This window comes from Solibacillus sp. FSL W7-1472 (assembly GCF_037969775.1).
GTDB classification, from domain to species: domain Bacteria; phylum Bacillota; class Bacilli; order Bacillales_A; family Planococcaceae; genus Solibacillus; species Solibacillus silvestris.
In genome coordinates this window covers 529,883-547,220 of record NZ_CP150208.1, presented here as the reverse complement: position 1 = coordinate 547,220, position 17,338 = coordinate 529,883, and the positions used below count along the sequence as shown (strand labels likewise).

Annotated in this window: 20 protein-coding genes; 6 read left to right on the top strand and 14 right to left on the bottom strand. The window is 39.5% G+C overall.

The window, feature by feature from the left end:
- Nucleotides 1–219 precede the first annotated feature (219 nt).
- On the top strand, nt 220–1,275 hold the full coding sequence (locus MKY07_RS02740; protein ID WP_339263714.1) for an acyltransferase family protein: 1,056 nt from the start codon (nt 220–222) through the stop codon (nt 1,273–1,275).
- Nucleotides 1,276–1,321: 46 nt separating this feature from the next.
- On the opposite strand, the gene MKY07_RS02735 is transcribed toward MKY07_RS02740, so the two are convergent.
- The 3 genes from MKY07_RS02735 to speB form a co-directional block, all read right to left on the bottom strand.
- Complete coding sequence (locus tag MKY07_RS02735) at nt 1,322–2,032, bottom strand: GDSL-type esterase/lipase family protein (RefSeq protein ID WP_339263713.1); 711 nt, start codon at nt 2,030–2,032, stop codon at nt 1,322–1,324.
- A 257-nt stretch (nt 2,033–2,289) separates the two neighbouring features.
- Nucleotides 2,290–2,508, bottom strand: a complete 219-nt coding sequence (locus tag MKY07_RS02730; protein ID WP_339263711.1) for a hypothetical protein — start codon at nt 2,506–2,508, stop codon at nt 2,290–2,292.
- Between the two features lie 111 nt (nt 2,509–2,619).
- Entirely contained in the window at nt 2,620–3,492 is an 873-nt protein-coding gene (speB, locus tag MKY07_RS02725; RefSeq protein WP_339263709.1) for an agmatinase, read from the bottom strand.
- Nucleotides 3,493–3,819: 327 nt separating this feature from the next.
- On the opposite strand from speB, the gene MKY07_RS02720 reads away from it, so the two are divergent.
- Nucleotides 3,820–5,877: a PBP1A family penicillin-binding protein gene (locus tag MKY07_RS02720; protein WP_065216632.1), complete on the top strand. Its 2,058-nt coding sequence runs from the start codon at nt 3,820–3,822 to the stop codon at nt 5,875–5,877.
- Between the two features lie 309 nt (nt 5,878–6,186).
- Here the strand turns inward: MKY07_RS02720 and MKY07_RS02715 are convergent, their stop codons facing one another.
- On the bottom strand, nt 6,187–6,699 hold the full coding sequence (locus tag MKY07_RS02715) for a YwhD family protein (RefSeq protein WP_008404546.1): 513 nt from the start codon (nt 6,697–6,699) through the stop codon (nt 6,187–6,189).
- Nucleotides 6,700–6,764: 65 nt separating this feature from the next.
- Here MKY07_RS02715 and MKY07_RS02710 point away from each other — a divergent pair, with 65 nt between their 5' ends.
- Nucleotides 6,765–6,950, top strand: a complete 186-nt coding sequence (locus tag MKY07_RS02710) for a 2-hydroxymuconate tautomerase (RefSeq protein WP_008404547.1) — start codon at nt 6,765–6,767, stop codon at nt 6,948–6,950.
- Between the two features lie 158 nt (nt 6,951–7,108).
- Here MKY07_RS02710 and MKY07_RS02705 read toward each other — a convergent pair whose 3' ends face one another.
- Both MKY07_RS02705 and MKY07_RS02700 read right to left on the bottom strand, forming a co-directional pair.
- Nucleotides 7,109–8,416 (bottom strand): HD domain-containing protein, encoded by a 1,308-nt coding sequence (locus MKY07_RS02705; protein ID WP_339263708.1) that lies wholly within the window; start codon nt 8,414–8,416, stop codon nt 7,109–7,111.
- Between the two features lie 123 nt (nt 8,417–8,539).
- Entirely contained in the window at nt 8,540–8,764 is a 225-nt protein-coding gene (locus MKY07_RS02700; protein WP_008404549.1) for a DUF1450 domain-containing protein, read from the bottom strand.
- Between the two features lie 231 nt (nt 8,765–8,995).
- On the opposite strand from MKY07_RS02700, the gene MKY07_RS02695 reads away from it, so the two are divergent.
- Complete coding sequence (locus MKY07_RS02695) at nt 8,996–9,637, top strand: RsfA family transcriptional regulator (protein ID WP_014824752.1); 642 nt, start codon at nt 8,996–8,998, stop codon at nt 9,635–9,637.
- A gap of 22 nt (nt 9,638–9,659) precedes the next feature.
- Here the strand turns inward: MKY07_RS02695 and MKY07_RS02690 are convergent, their stop codons facing one another.
- A complete protein-coding gene (locus MKY07_RS02690; protein WP_339263705.1) occupies nt 9,660–10,487 on the bottom strand; it encodes a biotin/lipoate A/B protein ligase family protein in 828 nt (275 codons plus the stop codon).
- 165 nt (nt 10,488–10,652) lie between these two features.
- Between MKY07_RS02690 and hemQ the strand changes: the two genes are divergently transcribed.
- The gene (gene hemQ, locus MKY07_RS02685; protein WP_008404556.1) at nt 10,653–11,390 is read left to right on the top strand and encodes a hydrogen peroxide-dependent heme synthase; all 738 of its coding nucleotides are present in this window, start codon (nt 10,653–10,655) and stop codon (nt 11,388–11,390) included.
- 95 nt (nt 11,391–11,485) lie between these two features.
- On the opposite strand, the gene MKY07_RS02680 is transcribed toward hemQ, so the two are convergent.
- Entirely contained in the window at nt 11,486–11,674 is a 189-nt protein-coding gene (locus MKY07_RS02680) for a hypothetical protein (RefSeq protein WP_339263704.1), read from the bottom strand.
- A gap of 409 nt (nt 11,675–12,083) precedes the next feature.
- Between MKY07_RS02680 and gerQ the strand changes: the two genes are divergently transcribed.
- Nucleotides 12,084–12,404 carry a spore coat protein GerQ gene (gene gerQ / locus MKY07_RS02675; protein ID WP_008404558.1) on the top strand — a complete coding sequence of 107 codons (321 nt, stop codon included), beginning with the start codon at nt 12,084–12,086 and terminating at the stop codon, nt 12,402–12,404.
- A 186-nt stretch (nt 12,405–12,590) separates the two neighbouring features.
- Here gerQ and MKY07_RS02670 read toward each other — a convergent pair whose 3' ends face one another.
- The 6 genes from MKY07_RS02670 to MKY07_RS02645 all read right to left on the bottom strand — a co-directional run bounded on the left by MKY07_RS02670 (nt 12,591) and on the right by MKY07_RS02645 (nt 17,283).
- Nucleotides 12,591–14,276: a methyl-accepting chemotaxis protein gene (locus tag MKY07_RS02670; RefSeq protein WP_339263703.1), complete on the bottom strand. Its 1,686-nt coding sequence runs from the start codon at nt 14,274–14,276 to the stop codon at nt 12,591–12,593.
- A gap of 2 nt (nt 14,277–14,278) precedes the next feature.
- Nucleotides 14,279–15,469 (bottom strand): M20 family metallopeptidase, encoded by a 1,191-nt coding sequence (locus tag MKY07_RS02665; protein WP_339263702.1) that lies wholly within the window; start codon nt 15,467–15,469, stop codon nt 14,279–14,281.
- A gap of 134 nt (nt 15,470–15,603) precedes the next feature.
- On the bottom strand, nt 15,604–15,984 hold the full coding sequence (locus MKY07_RS02660; protein ID WP_339263701.1) for a DUF423 domain-containing protein: 381 nt from the start codon (nt 15,982–15,984) through the stop codon (nt 15,604–15,606).
- Nucleotides 15,985–16,077: 93 nt separating this feature from the next.
- Nucleotides 16,078–16,356, bottom strand: coding sequence for a YwdI family protein (locus tag MKY07_RS02655; RefSeq protein WP_008404563.1), 279 nt, complete (start codon nt 16,354–16,356; stop codon nt 16,078–16,080).
- Nucleotides 16,353–16,535, bottom strand: coding sequence for a hypothetical protein (locus tag MKY07_RS02650; protein ID WP_008404564.1), 183 nt, complete (start codon nt 16,533–16,535; stop codon nt 16,353–16,355). The genes MKY07_RS02655 and MKY07_RS02650 overlap by 4 nt, the downstream gene beginning before the upstream one ends.
- A 52-nt stretch (nt 16,536–16,587) precedes the next feature.
- Nucleotides 16,588–17,283 (bottom strand): uracil-DNA glycosylase, encoded by a 696-nt coding sequence (locus tag MKY07_RS02645; RefSeq protein ID WP_339263700.1) that lies wholly within the window; start codon nt 17,281–17,283, stop codon nt 16,588–16,590.
- Between the last annotated feature and the right edge of the window lie 55 nt (nt 17,284–17,338).

Genomic DNA, 17,338 nt, shown 5'->3' with positions numbered 1-17,338 from the left:
GTGTGTTAAAAGTTTTCAAGACTTTTAACACACCTTTTTTCTTATTTTACCCAGCCTAAATTCCCACTTTGTAAGATGAATGATTTATGACACCATAAGAATCCTTTATATCCGTGATTTACCGTTTATTTAACAATTACATAACGATGCTGTTACATTGCGCTATTCACACGAAAAGAGGGTATATAATGGGAGCATATTTTTTTAAGAGGTGGATTAATGAAGAATAAACGGATAACGTGGGTGGATATTACGAAAGGATTCTTAATGATCCTTGTCGTCATCGGGCATTATCCAGGAGAGCTCGACTTTCCACTCGCGAAATATATTTATTGGTTTCATATGCCTGCATTTTTCATATTAAGCGGTTTGTTCTTTAAGCCGATTTTAGATAAAAAGGAGATAAAGCCGACGATTCACAAGCGTTTTATGCAATTAATCGTCCCTTACCTATTTTTCCTTGCAAGTATTACACTAGTCCGTTATGGAATGGAGATTTTTTCAGGCAATTGGAATTTAGAATGGTATCTTAATGATTTATGGACACTTGTCATAGGGGGGCGTTTTGTTCGAGGAGCATATGGTGTTTTCTGGTTTGTGACGACATTATTCTTCACCTACCTATTATTCATGTGGTTGACGACCTACTTCAATCGGAAGAAACAGTTTATCATTCTAGGGCTCTTTTATGTTCTCGGAAATTTTGAGAGCATCGTCGCTATGAAAGTCATCGGCGGCAAACCCTCCGAAGCAGCGCAATCGATTCCAATGATTTGGAACCTCGATGTGGCGCTGATGGCAATCATCTATTTTGCAATCGGGTATTATTTCAAACATCTATGGATGGATATTTCAAAACGATGGATGAGTACGGCCTTGTTCCTGAGTGCAACGGCGGTATTGCTTGATCGAATTAATATCATCGATTACCGATTGAGTATGAAGTTCTTACGGTATGACCATTTTATATTAGATTTAGTCATTCCCATATCATTTACAATTGTATTAGTAGGATGCTTCCAGTTGCTCGCAGCAAAACTGTCGATTAACTGGCTGCAGAAAATAGAAAATCACTCGCTTTCCATTATGTATTTGCATATATTTGCAGATATTATACTAAATGATTATTTCACGTATGGGCTTATTGGTTACACAACGATCGGGATATTCATTCCTATCATTGTTTCAATTTTAATCAAAAATTTGCTGCCGAACGGAAAAATTCTGGTTGGCGGGTTTTCAAACAAGAAAGAAAAGACACCGATTCCGACGTAAAAAAGCTGGACCTCATCTCCGAGGTTCAGCTTTTTTATAATTGATTTTATTTTGAGCGAAGCCGATCGACCCAAACTTCATACCCTTTCCCATTTAAATGAAGCCCATCACCAGTGAACTGCTTATTCAGTTGCCCGTTTTTATCAGTAAAGCTCGAATGCAGATCGATATACTCAATTCCCTTATCATCCGCAATCTTTTGCAAAATAATATTAAACCGCTTCACTTTGTCATTTGTCACTTCATTTCCTAATAACCCGTTATTCACAGGCAGGATTGATTGAATAGCGAGACTTGTATCTTTTCCTTCAAACGAATCCACGATTTTCTCGACGTTACTTTTAAATACTTCGGCTTCTGTTCCATAACGGATATCATTGACACCGATCATTAAATACGCCTCTTTCGGGTTTCGGTCCACTACTTCCTGTATACGGTTCAATACACCTTTTGTCCAATCATTCCGGATTCCCCGATTCAGCACAACCTCACCAGGAAAGTATTCCTGGAATTCTCCGTAATCGGAAATACTGTCACCAATGAATACTTTATCAATATTACTAATTGACGAATGTTCAAAGACGCTTTTTTTCGTAAAGTAATAAGCAGAATCCTTATTGGGAGAAGGTTTTGACTGCATTTTTGTTTTAACAACTTCAAGTCCACCGATATTTCTCACCACATAGCTCCCTGTTCCTAACAACAGTACATTTACTAGTACTGAAATTATTAATACAATATGACCCTTTTCCAACATAAACACTCCTATTTCTAACTTGGCTCTGGCATGCTATACCCGTTTAGTAGCCGAACAAATAAACAAAGTTCGCTACGTCCTGTTGCAATGTCTTATTTCCACGCCTCCTGCAGACCCCAATCAATCTGGCTTTTACTGACAGTTGGCACCTCGTATGATGCAATACTTTATGTATAATTTGGGGTTTTATCGATGCGTTATATGCTTCGTTATTAGCGCAATGCCTCGAAATACCCGAATCAACCGATTTCACTTGGTCATGGCAGCAGCATACCATTCTTTACCCCTTTAAGATTGAACTGTAACCTGGCACATTTTTTCGAACATAAGCATTTGTCTAAATGAAGATCAATGTATTCATCTGCTCTGTATCGTCCCGAATGGGATACCATGCTTTTTAGTATACTTTGCAAGTGTACTTTTGGTTGTTTATTATTCCCTATTAATTTCTCCCAAGTTAACCATGCTGTATGCATCAACACCTCCTCAAAATTCAATAAAAAAAGGTACTCCGTAGAGTACCTTCAAAATAACATTAGCAGTTAACCCCGCAATGCCTTACTATATCTATGTTTTATAAACCCGTGCTATTTTACCCAGCCTAAAATCATTTCACGAATCAATTTTGCAGCTGTATTTACTGTTATTTCGGAATGGTCGTAAATTGGTGCCACTTCAACTAGGTCAAAGCCGACAACATTTACTTCAGATCGTGCAATTTCATGAATTGCTGCTAAAAGTTCCTTTGGAGTAATACCGCCAGCATCAACCGTGCCTGTCCCAGGTGCATGTGCAGGGTCCAATACGTCAATGTCGATTGTTACATAAACATTGCGACCTTTTAATGTAGGCAATACTTGTTTTAATGGCTCGAAAACTTCAAATAATGAAATGTGCATGCCCTTTTCTTTTGCCCACTGCAACTCTTCTTTTAAGCCTGAACGAATTCCAAATGAATAAACATTGTCCGGTCCGATTGTATCGGCAATTTTACGAATTGGTGTTGCGTGTGAGTATTGCTCCCCTTCGTAATCCGTACGTAAATCTGTATGTGCATCAAAATGAATAATCGCTAAATCTTCGTACTTTTCATAGACAGCTTCCATTACCGGCAGTGATACTAAATGCTCCCCGCCCATCCCTACTGGAATTTTATCGTCTGCCAGTACTTTACGGACAAACGTTTTAATTTCCGCTAATGATTTTTCCGGATTCCCAAACGGCAGTGGAATATCCCCCGCATCAAAAAACGGTACATCTGCCAGCTCACGATCCAAGTAAAAACTGTATTCTTCTAAACCAACCGATACTTCACGAATTCGGGCCGGACCAAAACGTTGACCGGGACGGTAGCTAACTGTCCAGTCCATTGGCATGCCGTATAAAACGGCTTTACTTTCTTCATAGTTTTGGTGGCTTTTAATAAACATATTTCCTGCGTAAGTTTCATCAAATCTCATTTACAGTCACCTATACCTTTCTCTATTTTTAATTACGTATTTTAAACCGATTTCTTAATTTAGAATGCATAGCGATAGAAGAAGTTGCTCATACTAAATCTAACATATGAAACTTTTGTTTCGCTATTTTCGTATAATTAAGAGCAACTGACATAATTCGACATTATGGATTGCTTTTGTAATAGCTGCGTATACGACTAAATTCGTAAGGTGCGCTACGAAAAAGTATAGTTGTTTTCATTAAAAGTGCAATAGAATTTTCATTACTTTTTGTAATTGACTAAATTTAGTTTGCTCTCTATTAAAAAAGAAATGAGGTGGAAAAACTTGAAAAGACAGCAATTTAAAAAACGAAAAAAGCGAAAAAATTTCGCGAAAAAAATCGGACTCTTTATGATTGCCCTTTTATGTTTTTTCGCTGTTATGTTCCTTTCATTACGTATATATGCGCAAGTTGCCGGAGCACCGCCGCTTACCGTTCCGAAAGCTTCAATTTTTTTAGATAGCAACCATAATCAGATTGGTGACTATTTTACAAAGGAACGTCGCTACTGGACAGACCTGGATGAAATATCACCTTACCTTATTGATGCTACTGTTGCTGTTGAAGATAAAGATTTCTTCGAGCATAGCGGTTTTGACTTTTCCCGGATCGCAGGGGCCGTTTTAGCGGATATTAAAGCCGGTGGGAAAGTGCAAGGTGCCAGTACGCTGACACAGCAATATGCACGAAACCTTTATCTAACTCATGAAAAAACATGGAACCGAAAATTAAATGAAGCCCTTTTTGCTTATCGGTTGGAGTTATTTTACTCAAAAGAAGAAATTTTAGAAGGCTATTTAAATACGGTTTATTATGGGCACGGAATGTACGGTGCTGAAGCTGCAAGCCGTTACTTCTACGGCAAATCCGTAAAGGATCTGACATTAGCCGAAGCTTCAATGCTTGCTGGTGTGCCAAAAGGACCGACGTATTATTCGCCGATTAATAACTTGGAAAAGGCGACAAATCGTCAGCAAGTAATTTTGCGGTTGATGAATGAACAAGGGAAAATTACAGACGAAGAAAAAACTCATGCCACTTCAGAACATGTTGCTTTAAAAAGTGATGATTGGATTGCAAATAAATCAATCGCTCCTTACTTTTTGGATGTTGTATGGGAAGAAGCAAGCGATATTTTAGAAAAGAAAAACTTGAGTATTAGTGAAGGTGGATGGACAATTCAAACAACGCTTAACCAGGCACATCAACGAGCAGCGGAAAATGCGATCAAAACGAATATGCCCAACAGTGAATTGCAGGTTGGATTTGTGAGCATGGAAGCAGATACAGGGTTTGTAACAGCACTTGTCGGCGGACGTGATTACAGTATAAGTTCGTTTAACCGAGTTGCGTTAGGTAACCGACAGCCTGGTTCTGCCATTAAGCCGATTTTGTATGCAGCCGCACTGGAAAAGGATTTCACACCTATGTCCTTCTTGGATGTGAGCGAAACGACCTTTACGTATGATAGTGGACGAGCAACTTATACACCGCAAAACGTCAATAAGAAGTATGCTGACCATGAGCTTTCCATGGCACAGGCATTGGCCATTTCCGACAATATTTATGCGGTGAAAGCACTGGAAAACATCGGCTACCGATCTTTCCGGGATGTCCAGAAACGTTTCGGGCTCAACTATTCCGAAAAGGATATACCTTCCATTGCACTTGGAACTGCCGAAAACTCGCTGTATGATTTAACAAACGCCTATAATATCATTGCTGCAGGCGGAGAAAAACGACAACCGATTACTGTATTGTCGATTACCGATGCAAAAGGAAAAGTCGTTTACAAATATAAGAAACCTGAAAAAGAACAAGTAATTTCTAAACAGGATGCATTTATTTTAACGCAAATGATGACAGGTATGTTCGATCCTGTGTTCAGTGATTATTCTCCGGCAACTGGATTATCATTGCGTTCACGTATGAGCCACACATATGCAGCCAAATCAGGAACGACAAATAGTGACCAATGGATGATTGGGTTTACACCAAGCTTAACGGCAGGTGTATGGAATGGCTATGACCAAGGCAAAACATTATCTGTCCAGACAGATATGGCCGCATCGAAGCAAGTGTGGATAGATTTTATGGAAACAGCGCTTGATGGAAAAGCAAACGAAACATTTACAATGCCAAATGGTGTAGAGCCTGTAACGGTCGATATTCGGACGGGTAAACTGGCGCACGAGTCGTGCTCAAGCCAGCGTATTGTTTACATGAAAACTGAAGATGTACCAACAGAATCATGTGCATCATTCGATCTTTTCAATCAGGATTCATGGGGTAATTTCTTTGAATCATTGCCTTTTGAAGCATTGCGGAACTTTTGGGAATAAATTAAATAATTAAAAAAGCTCTTTCGTATCCGGTTCTAGTCCGTGACACGAAAGAGCTTTTCTATTGTGGTGAATGAATGGTTGAGAACCATGGGGCATTCGGCTTGGGAAGGTTCAAATGCCGCATACTGCTCAACCTGTTTCATTTCCCACATGTCCTAGCCTACTATTTCGCAAGCTTTAAAATCAGTTTACTTTCTTTTAGAACCAGTTTCAACTACGGATTTTGGTAGAATTTGAAATGTCACATATTGTTCACTGAATTTTGTAATATTATTGTAAGATGTTTATTTCGTTCAAGGTGCAGCTTTATGCTAAATCCTGTCTCAATTTCTCATCACTGTTGTTCCACATTTCTTCGTTGTGGCTTTTCAGGAAGTCGGCCAGTATTTTCTTTGACGGCTCATCCATATGGTCTACAATAATGTGACGCTTCATTGATTTATCCATTCTGTTCACATGGTCTGCCAAAATTTTATAGCCACGGCGTTTTTCACGGTTTACGACCATTTCACATGCTGTCACACCGGCAAAATAAGCACCTGATTCTTTATGGTCTATTGTTACCCATACAAGCCAGTAATCTTTTCCGCCAGCTGAATCTTCACGGTTCATTGTAAACTTAATGCCGCGCTCTACTTCACTTTTCGCATGCATTGCTCCGATATCAACAATTGCTGTTCCTTCTGCGACATCGACAATGACCGGCGATACATTTTCCAAAGAAAGTGAACCAATACCGAATCCTTTATGCCCATCGGTAGGATCATTTTTTATTATCGTAAAACCCATTTTCGGTTTTGGTTTTTCTTCATTTGCCATTGTAAATCCCTCCAAATACGCTAATATAAATACTATACACTATATTTTAACTAGGAGGCGACTTTATGCCAATCGTTACAATTAAAATGATTGAGGGCCGCACTGATGAACAAAAACGCGCGCTCGTAGAAGAAGTTACACAAGCTGTTTCAAAAACAGTTGACGCACCAGTAGAAAATGTATCAATCATTATTGAAGAAATGTCTAAAAACCACTATGCTAAAGGTGGCGTACGCTATAGCGACCAATAATGGTTAAGCTGGCGTTGAATTTCAGTTAATTAATAATCGAAACACCTCAATCTTCTTTAGGGAAAATTGGGGTGTTTTTAATTTTGCGGTATTGACTTTTTTAACTGAGCGAAGGTTTTCCATCTATTCACTCAAACTATGGACCTTTCCTGCACCCGTTACGCTTCCTCAATGAGCTGTTTTATTTCATTCCGCAATGTAGCTGGAATCCGCTCGTCTGTAAATAACTCTTCCGGGTAATACACTTTATGGTCGACTTTGATGCGACCGGCAATTGCTTCAACGATTTGGCTTTCCTCTGATAGTTCACGCTGCATACCGTCCTGCATTAGCAAGTAAATTGGCTTCTTCGTCCCTTCAATACCGGGGCGGTAAAAGTCATAAGGTAAATCCGATGTGGAATCGTGCACTAAATAATATTCCGGATCAATGCCAGCCTGCAAAAATAGACGTTGCAGCTGTGCATATACTTCAGGCAGCTTGTAAGGATTCAGATTCGTATATTGGAACAGTTTCCGATTGACGAATCTTCGGCATAAATCCCGTAAAATTTCATCGTCTTCTCCCATCCAAAATTGGAAGTACGCCAGCATAATGCTTTCATCGAGCGCAATATAGTCTTCCAATGTGACATTCCCTCTGAAAAAGGATATAAAAGGTGTCGGTTCATATTTAAATGGATAATCATTTTTACACAGCACTTTCACTCGTTTTAAAATATGATTCAGCACGACTTCCGCACTTCTTGACACCGGGTGGAAGTAAATTTGCAAATACATTTGGTAGCGGCTCATGATGTAATGCTCGACCGCATGCATTCCGCTTTCTTTTATAACAACACCATTTGCACGTGGACGCATAACACGCATGATACGCTCCATATCAAAATGTCCGTAGCTGACACCCGTATAATACGCATCACGCTGCAGGTAATCCATACGGTCTGCATCGATCTGACTGGAAATTAGGCTGACAACCAATTCATTTGGATACGTTTTTTCAATCACTTGCGCGACCTTTTCCGGAAAGTCATCGGCCACTCGACGGAGCACGGCATTTACCTCTGTGTCCCCCAGCAGAATTTGACGCGTAAAATATTCATGGTCTGTTTCAAATACATTCTCAAATGCATGAGAGAACGGCCCGTGCCCCAAATCATGCAGTAATGCGGAACATAATACGAGTAGACGCTCAGAATCATCCCATTCTTTTCTTCCTTTAAATACATCATCCACGATTCGACGGACAATTTCATATACTCCCAATGAGTGATTAAATCGGCTATGTTCAGCTCCGTGGAACACTAAATACGTCGTACCAAGCTGCTTGATACGGCGCAATCTCTGAAATTCTCTTGTTTTGACCAAATCCCAGATGACTTGATCCCGAACGTGAATATAGCGATGGACAGGGTCTTTAAAAACTTTTTCCTCTTGCAGTTTTGTTTTTGCATATGTCATCAACATAGCCCACCTCCTTATCTCTTAACAACATTATAAGTGAGATGTCAGTGAAATAGAAATGAATCCGCCGAAAACGCAAAAAGGACGTGTTCTGAAAATCTTTCAGAACGCGTCCTTTTTACGCTGTTACTTTTTCAATTTGTCGAGTACCTTTACCATTAACTCCTCTTCAGTTAATGCGGCAACTGGACGGTTATTTACAAATGTAAATGTTTTTTTGCGGCCTGGACCACAGTATGAATGACAGCCAATTTCAATCGTTGCTTCTGGATCAATTTCTTTTAATTTTGGAATTAACGTCTTTAAATTAACGGCCTGACATTCATCGCAAACGTGGAATAAGTTTGCCATAGTGTCAACACCTCTCTATGTGCTATTTTCGCTGTTTTAACCTATTTGCTATTGTATCTTATTTTGCTTATTTCATTCAAGCTTTATCCTAGCAATTCCGTTCAAAGTTCTGCTAGGAACATATTTCTCATCATTCTAGCAACAATTTACGATATATTGAATAAATGTTTTCCCCTTTGGACATGATAGATTTACAACAACAAAACTATTATTAATCAGGGGGAGTTTTTTATGACAAAAACAAGACAAGACGCATGGGTGAAAGAGAATGATGAGCTGTTAGCAGAGGCTGTTTTACGCCATGTAAAAGAAGGTAGTACACAATTAAATGCATTTGAGGAAGCTGGGGATTTACTAAACAGAACAGCTGCAGCTTGCGGTTTCCGCTGGAATGCTGTAGTCCGACGCATTTATGAAGAAGATTTGGCACAGGCGAAAAAGGAACGCAAAGAACGTATGCGCATGATGAATACGGCTACAAAACGCAGAACAACTCCAGTATACTTACTGCCGTCAAACGAAAATCAGCCAACATCGATTCCATTATCGGCATTATCACTAGATATCGTCATTGCATACTTAGTACAACTGCAGCATACGAATTCAAATGAACAGGATTTATTGAAATGGCGCAAATTGACATCACTATTAACAGAACAGAAAAGCCAGCTAGAGCAACAGCTGACAGCACTGCAAAAAGAGAATAAAGCGATTAAAGAAGATTACGAGCAGTTTGTTTCTATTATGAACCGCGCAAGACGACTTGTAGCACTAGAAACAGATACTGAGGCCACGCCAACATTCAAAATGGAGCGTAACGGCAACTTGATTTCCCAAACATCGTTAAATGATTCAGGCGAAGCGCTATATTAGCACCTCGCCTCTTTTTATTTTCTTATTTACTTAGCATCGACTCATTGCGTTTGAACACGCGCTCTAAATAGTAATCGTACAATTCCATTTCCTCTTGCTGCAATGGCAGTTCGAACAGCTGTCCATTCCACTGCCTCAATAGGTTACGAAGCCTTTCATTCACTTCGAATACTGTCACGTTTTGTCCTGTCAGTTGTTGAAGTGAAGCCATGACTTCCGGCTTTATATCCGGATACTCGAATTTCGTTTTCTCGCCTTGCAGACCATTTTCATAAAAACGTTTAATCAGTTCCGCACGCTCACTGCCACTGCCTTCCACACATAAATATATCTGAACAGCAATTCCGTTTTTCATACGACGCTGTGAGATACCGGCAAACTTTTGACCATTAATACTTAAATCATATGAACCTGGACAATAAGAACCAACAATTTCATATGCTTCTATTTTCGTTGCAATTTCAGGGAATAACTGACGAATTAATGCAACCATCATTTCAAACGCATTATTAATACTTAACGGCTTGTCCTCATTTAACACAATCGAAATGTTTAAAACTCCTGCATCCAATACGACCGCCAGTCCTCCAGAATTGCGGACAATCGGATCATATCCACTGTTCTTCAATGTCTCCATTCCTTGCTCAATATAAGGCAAGCGGTGATCTTGAATGCCAAGAACCACTGCGTCATGATGAACCCACGTACGTATTGTCGAATTGGTCATTTTCTGACCGACAAGATGACAAAGTGTATCATCCATTGCAAAGGACTCTAATGGCGAGCGTTTATTCGCGCTGATCGACTGATCGATAAAACGCCACATTGTTTGCTGCAAAAAATCATTCATATTTTATACTCCTAGCCTAATTTTTCCTCACTTTAGCATACCGCATTTTAAAGTCATGTCAAATTGGTGAATTGACGGATTTTGCAATGTTGAAATGATATTTTTCCCTGAAACTATGCTACACTAATTGTGAATCATTTTCATTTACAAGGAGTGTTTGAACAGATGAATGAAGCAGCAATTACATTAGACGGCTGGTACGCATTACATGATTTCCGCTCAATGGACTGGGTATCATGGAAATTAGTTTCAGCTGAAGAACGCGAAGCCGCTACAAAAGAATTTATCGCATTTTTGGAAGACTTAAATAAAGATACGGGTTCGAATGCTTTTTACTCAATTATTGGGCAAAAAGCAGATTTCATGATTATGACTTTACGTGAAACACCTGAAGAACTAAATGAAATCGAAACAAAATTCGCGAAATTGGCGATTGCCGATTTTACAATTCCAACGTATTCATACGTTTCCGTTGTCGAATTATCGAACTATTTAGCAGGTAAATCAGATGAAGATCCATATCAAAACCCGCATGTTCGTGCGCGTTTATATCCTGAACTGCCAAAATCAAAATACGTATGCTTCTACCCAATGGATAAAAAACGTGAAGGCAATGACAACTGGTACATGCTTTCTATGGAAGATCGCAAAAAATTGATGTATGACCACGGTCTAATTGGCCGCAGCTATGCAGGTAAAATCAAGCAAATTATAACTGGTTCTGTCGGCTTAGATGATCATGAGTGGGGCGTTACATTATTCTCTGATGATATGCTTCAATTCAAGAAAATCGTTTATGAAATGCGCTTTGATGAAGTTTCAGCTCGTTACGGCGAATTCGGTGAGTTCCTGGTAGGAAACTTGCTGGACAATGAAAAACTAGAAAAACTGTTAGCAATTTAATGTCTTAACCCGTTCCCCCACTTGATGTTGGCTTAACCAACTTCAAAAGTGTGGAACGGGTTTATTTTTTCCTGAAACATAAAAGATGAGCCGATTTATTTCGACTCATCTTTTATGTTTGATTCATCCTGCAACTTTAAAATTATAATGATTGTATTAATGAAGAAACCGATGATGATTAGAAGAACTAATAAATACCAATGAATCGGCTGTTCATAAAATATTGCAACCGCAAAAGACAATAATGCGCTAATTATTATGCCTAACCAAACTCCTATTTTCATGATGTTCCACTCCTGCGCTTTTCGTCAACACCGGCAACAATCTCTTATTTATTTACTTTATCTTTCCCAATACATTGAAATTTATTACATATATCCGAATTAATTAACCTATAGTATGTTACCTGTTCAAAAAACAACACTGTTTTTGGTGTTCAACTTTTTTATTTATGCATATACTAAGTCGAAAAAGGAGGTCACATCGAACGCCTAAACTTCAAATAAAAGGTTTACATGCCGCCCTTCTTTCTTCGGTTACAGTGCGGCAGAAGGTGAAGCAAGTGTCCTGCTTATTGTGAACACAGAGAAACAGCAGCCATTTCTTCGTTTACTGTTTCTTGCGCCGATGACTGCAGTATATTAAATTTCTTTATGAAAGGATGCAAAATTGACTTATTATTGGACGTCTCCAATGCAACAAATGAATCCTGCGACGGTTCCGATGTCTTCGGGTATACCAGGTATGCAAGGAGTAGGCTTTCCACGTGAGGAATCCTATATCGAGAATATTTTACGATTAAACAGAGGTAAACCAGGTACGTTTTATTTTTCATTTGATAATGCGGTAGCTGGCAGTAATACACGGGCAGTCCGTGGGGTTGTGGAAGCAGCCGGCCGTGACCATGTAATTTTACGTGATTTAAAAAATAACCACCGATTCCTGTTCCCGATGATTTACTTTGACTATGCGGAATTCGATGAAGAATTAAGTTATTTCACACAACAACCTTAAAAAAAAGTAAGGCGCCTTTTTTAAGCGCCTTTTTTTGTTGCAGAAAAGCAGCAGACATAACTCAAAAACGTCATTTTCTCAGGAGAAAAATGACGTTTTTTGCTGTGCGTAAAAATATTAGCTTCTTACTACGAGTACTTAACTCTTTTTCAAGCAGGTTTCCACTCATTTCACCCATGGAATGGACTATACTTTAAACTGCTGAATTTCCTGCTGGAGTGTTTGTGCATTATCGCTTAATGTCACGGCAACTGCATTGACTTGCTGCATTGTAGCGGTCTGTTCCTCTACTGCTGCCGCGATCATCTCTAAGTTGCCGCTTGATTCAGTTGAACTTTGAGCTATTTCGTTAACCGATGCCGTCACCTGCTCTGCACTTGCAGAAAGCTCTTCAGAAGTAGATGAAATTTCCTGGATTTGCATCGACATTTGTGTCACTGCATCTACAATCGTTGTAAATGAATCGCCGGCATTTGTTATAATCTTTACACCATCTTCCACAGAAACTAACGACTCCGATACGGCACGTTCTACGTTTTCCGTATCTGCTTTAATTTCAAGTGTTAAGTTGACAATTGAACTGGCAGATGCCTTCGATTGCTCAGCCAGCTTCCGTACTTCATCTGCCACGACAGCAAACCCTTTTCCATGTTCTCCTGCGCGCGCTGCTTCAATCGCTGCATTTAATGCCAATAAATTCGTTTGATCCGTAATCGATGTGATTAATTGGGAAATATTATTAATTTCTTCTGTTTGTTGTGCCAGTTTTTGTACTAAACCATTTACAGAGTTTGTTGATGAACTAATAATGCTCATTTGTTGTTGCGCATCATAGATAATTTGACCACCATTTTTTGCTGTTTGTGTCGCATCAACCGAATTTCCAAGCAATTTCTGAGTTGATTCCGCAATTCGTTGTACCCCTGCAGCTGTTTCTTCCATTGCACGGGCACTTTCATTTGATGCATGTGCAGAAATTTGCGCTCTTTCAGTCGTATCATTTACCCGCATCGTGACATCTTCCGTCGTTGCCGTTATTTCTTCGGTACTTGCTGAAAGCTCCTGTGCCGCCGCATTTACTTGCTCTGAGTTGACTTGAATATTTTTTATCAGGTTCGATAAATTATTTTTCATCGAATTGAATGCGTTGCCCAGTTGTCCTATTTCATCCTTTGTTTTCACATGAATATCTTGCTGCGATAAATCACCTGCTGCAATAAGATTCGCTTCATTCACAATTCCATTTAAAGGGGAAATAATTGTTTTACGAATATAAATCATAACAAGTATGCCGATAAGAACACTGATTGCTAAAGCAATACCGGCAACTAAAACGGAGAAGCCAATCGCATCGTCGGCTTTCGTTTTAATTGCATCAAGCTCTTTTTCCTGATGCTCAACCATTTGAGCTGTTGCATCGAACATTCCGTCATTTGCTGCGCGCAGTTTTGTATTAATAAAACCGTTTGCGAGTATTTGATCGCCCCGTTCGAAAGCATCCATCATATCAAGGTAACCGTAATTAAAGTCATCTCGGTACTTAATGATTTGTTCCATCAGTTCTTTCATCGTATCGCTTGAGACTAATTTCCCTAAATATTCAATCTCCTGATCCAGTAACTCGTTATACTGGTTAAAGCTTTCGGCAGATTCCTCTTTTCCATCAAAAACAAGTGCACGCACATACATTCCTTGCATCGCGACATTAAAACGGATTTTGTCTACGGAACGAATTTGTTCAACTCGGTAGTCGAGTGCTTCATTCATATTTCCCTGTATATTTTTCAGACTAATATAGTTCAGTATTACTGTAATCATAATTAACACTATCATTATAATTAGTGCAGCATTTAATCTTTTCCCTACGCTCATGTTTATTCCTCTTCTCGTTGTTCAGTTAAAAGAAACTCCAATGTTGCCTGTCCTAAAACTTTTGCTGCGATGAGCATTGCACGTTCATCGAAATCAAATCGGGCATGGTGATGCGGATATACCGTTTCCCAGTCCGGGTCTTTGGCTCCTGTAAAGAAGAAAGTTCCTGGAACATGCTGCATATAGTAGCCGTAATCTTCCCCTATCATAAACGGAGAACAAACTGTTACCTTTTCAACACCTGGTGTTTCGTTCGCTATTTGTGCAACAAGTTGTGTCTGTTCTACATGATTTATTACAGGCGGATAACCATCCAAATAGTCAAATCGATAGTCAGCATGCATTCCAAAGCAAGTCGCTTTCAATAATAATTCAATTTCCTCTTTCATTTGGCTTCGTACTTGTTCGTCAAAGGCACGTACAGTCCCTTGCATTTTCACTGTATCCGCTATGACATTGAACGGATTGATCGCCTCAAATTGCCCGAGTGTCACTACAGCCGATTCAAGTGGGGCGATACGGCGAGAAACAATCGTCTGCAATTGTGTAACAAAATGTGCACCAACAACGATTGCATCAACTGAATGCTGTGGTTCTGCACCGTGTCCACCCTTTCCTTGGATCGCAATTTCAAACCGATCTGCTGCCGCCATAATAGCCCCTTCGCGTACAAGGACTTCGCCTAAAGGGGTCGGTGCCCATAAATGTGTTCCGAATATTACGTCTACTCCGTCTAAACAGCCATCTTCAATCATTGCCTTTGCCCCGCCTGGAGCAAGCTCTTCTGCATGCTGGTGGATAAATACAATAGTGCCGGACAGTTGATCCCGCATTTCTGTTAATGCTTTTGCCAGAACGAGTAATGTTGCCGTATGCCCATCATGACCGCACGCATGCATCACTCCTACATTTTTCGATTTATAAGGAACATCATTTAATTCCTGAATTGCCAATGCATCAAAATCAGCACGTAAAGCCACTGTCTTTCCTGGTTTTGCCCCTTTTAATGTGGCTACAACCCCACGCCCTCCTACAAATTCTCGAACTTCCAAGCCTAGCTCCCGATGGTAATTTGCAATGTATGCAGGTGTATGTATTTCCTGATGGGATAGTTCCGGGTGCTCATGTAAATAGCGTCGAATACTTACCATCTCTTCAAAATTATCTTCTAACTTTAATAATAATTGGTCCATTTTCCTTACCCCTTTACTCTCTTACTTTATAACTATACAATAAATTCAAATAATTTAGATAAAAGATTTGATTTTCCAATTAAAATAATAAAAAAAGCATATACTTCCAATTTATGAAGTATATGCTACAGATTTTATTGAGTCTTTTTTACTACTGTTATTATAATCATAATCCAGCCCACTAAAAAGAATACCCCGCCAATAGGAGTAATGGCACCTAGTATACCGATTCCTGTTAGTGCTAACACCATTAAGCTTCCAGCGAAGAACACAATGCCTGCATTAAAGCAGAACATCGCAATTTTTAACTGCTTTACTTCACCGAAAATAGCTTTTGACATTAAAATACCGACCAAAATAAGTGCTGCTGCATGGAACATTTGATATTGGATTGCTGTATCCCAAATTCCTGCACTGTAATCATCGAGCAAATCTTCTAGTGCATGTGCTGCAAATGCGCCTAAGGCAACTGCTAAAAATCCGTGAATTGCACCAGATATAATTGAACCTTTCATTTCTTTTACCTCTTTCTTTTTCTAATACCGAATTCCCTTAACAAGGGGTTGATGTATAAAAAGTCTTTTTACGATTCTTAATTTTAATATCAGTTAAAAATCAAACAATGAGTCGCCGTTTGCATCGTCTTCTTCAAGCTTTTGTGCTGGAATTGCGACTGGTTGCGTGTATACCGGGGTCGAGATTGTTGTACTCATACTCATGCTATTTATGGAAGCAGGTTTTGGCGAACTGACTTTTTCGTCTAAAACGACATCACATAGTGCACGAATTGCCGTTAGCTTTTCACGGGCTTGTTGTTCTGTTGCCGCATGTGCTGCTTCTGCTGTCAATTTTTCAATTTGCTTAACAATCGTTTCATACGTAATCATCGCGTTTGCCCACCTTCTCTATTTTTCGGTACGAATTTTAAGCAGTCCATTCCCGAAGACTGTTTTACAACGAGAGATGGCAGCTGCTTCGTTTTAAAGCCATATGCTGTACAACCGCGCGGATTAGACTGATCCCACGTCACACGAAAATACTGGCATTTAAAGCAATCTACTTTCATTTGCCGTTCCCTCTCTTTCTATCAATACTTTACCATGCTTTTGGGCAAAAGTTTAGCTGTTTCCCCATTTCTTCGTTAAGCACCAGTCAATCGGCTGTTGTCCCAATGATAAAAGCGCTTCGTTTGCTTTTGAATACGGTCTGCTTCCGAAAAATCCTCGGTGTGCGCTTAGTGGACTCGGATGTGGCGATTGCAGAATGATATGGTTACTTGAAATTTGTTCAATTAACATTCGTTTACTTTGCGCCGGTTTTCCCCATAATAAAAATACAATAGGCTGCTCACATTTCGCTAGAAGTTCAATAACAGCATTCGTAAAATGTTCCCAACCTTGCCCTTTATGAGAATTGGCTTTGCCCGCTTGTACAGTTAAAACAGTGTTCAATAATAATACACCCTGCTTTGCCCACGATGTTAAGTCTCCATGCTCAGGTATTTCGCAGCCAATGTCCTGTTGCAGTTCCTTCATCATATTTTTAAGACTGGGTGGTAATTTTTGCCCTTTTTCAACCGAAAAACTTAATCCATGTGCCTGATTCGGACCATGATACGGGTCTTGGCCTAAAATGACTACTTTTACATTATCGTAATCCGTTAACTTGAGGGCATTGAAAATATTCTCCTTCTTCGGATACACTGTTTGTTCCATGTATTGTCTTTCTAAAAATGTTTCGAGAAATTTATAATACGGCTGCTCTTCTTCTCGAGACAATAAATCTTTCCAACTATTTGTTAACTGTTCCATCATAATTTCCACCTCATTTTAAACGCTATTGTATTTGCTGCAGAAGTTCAAGTAGTTC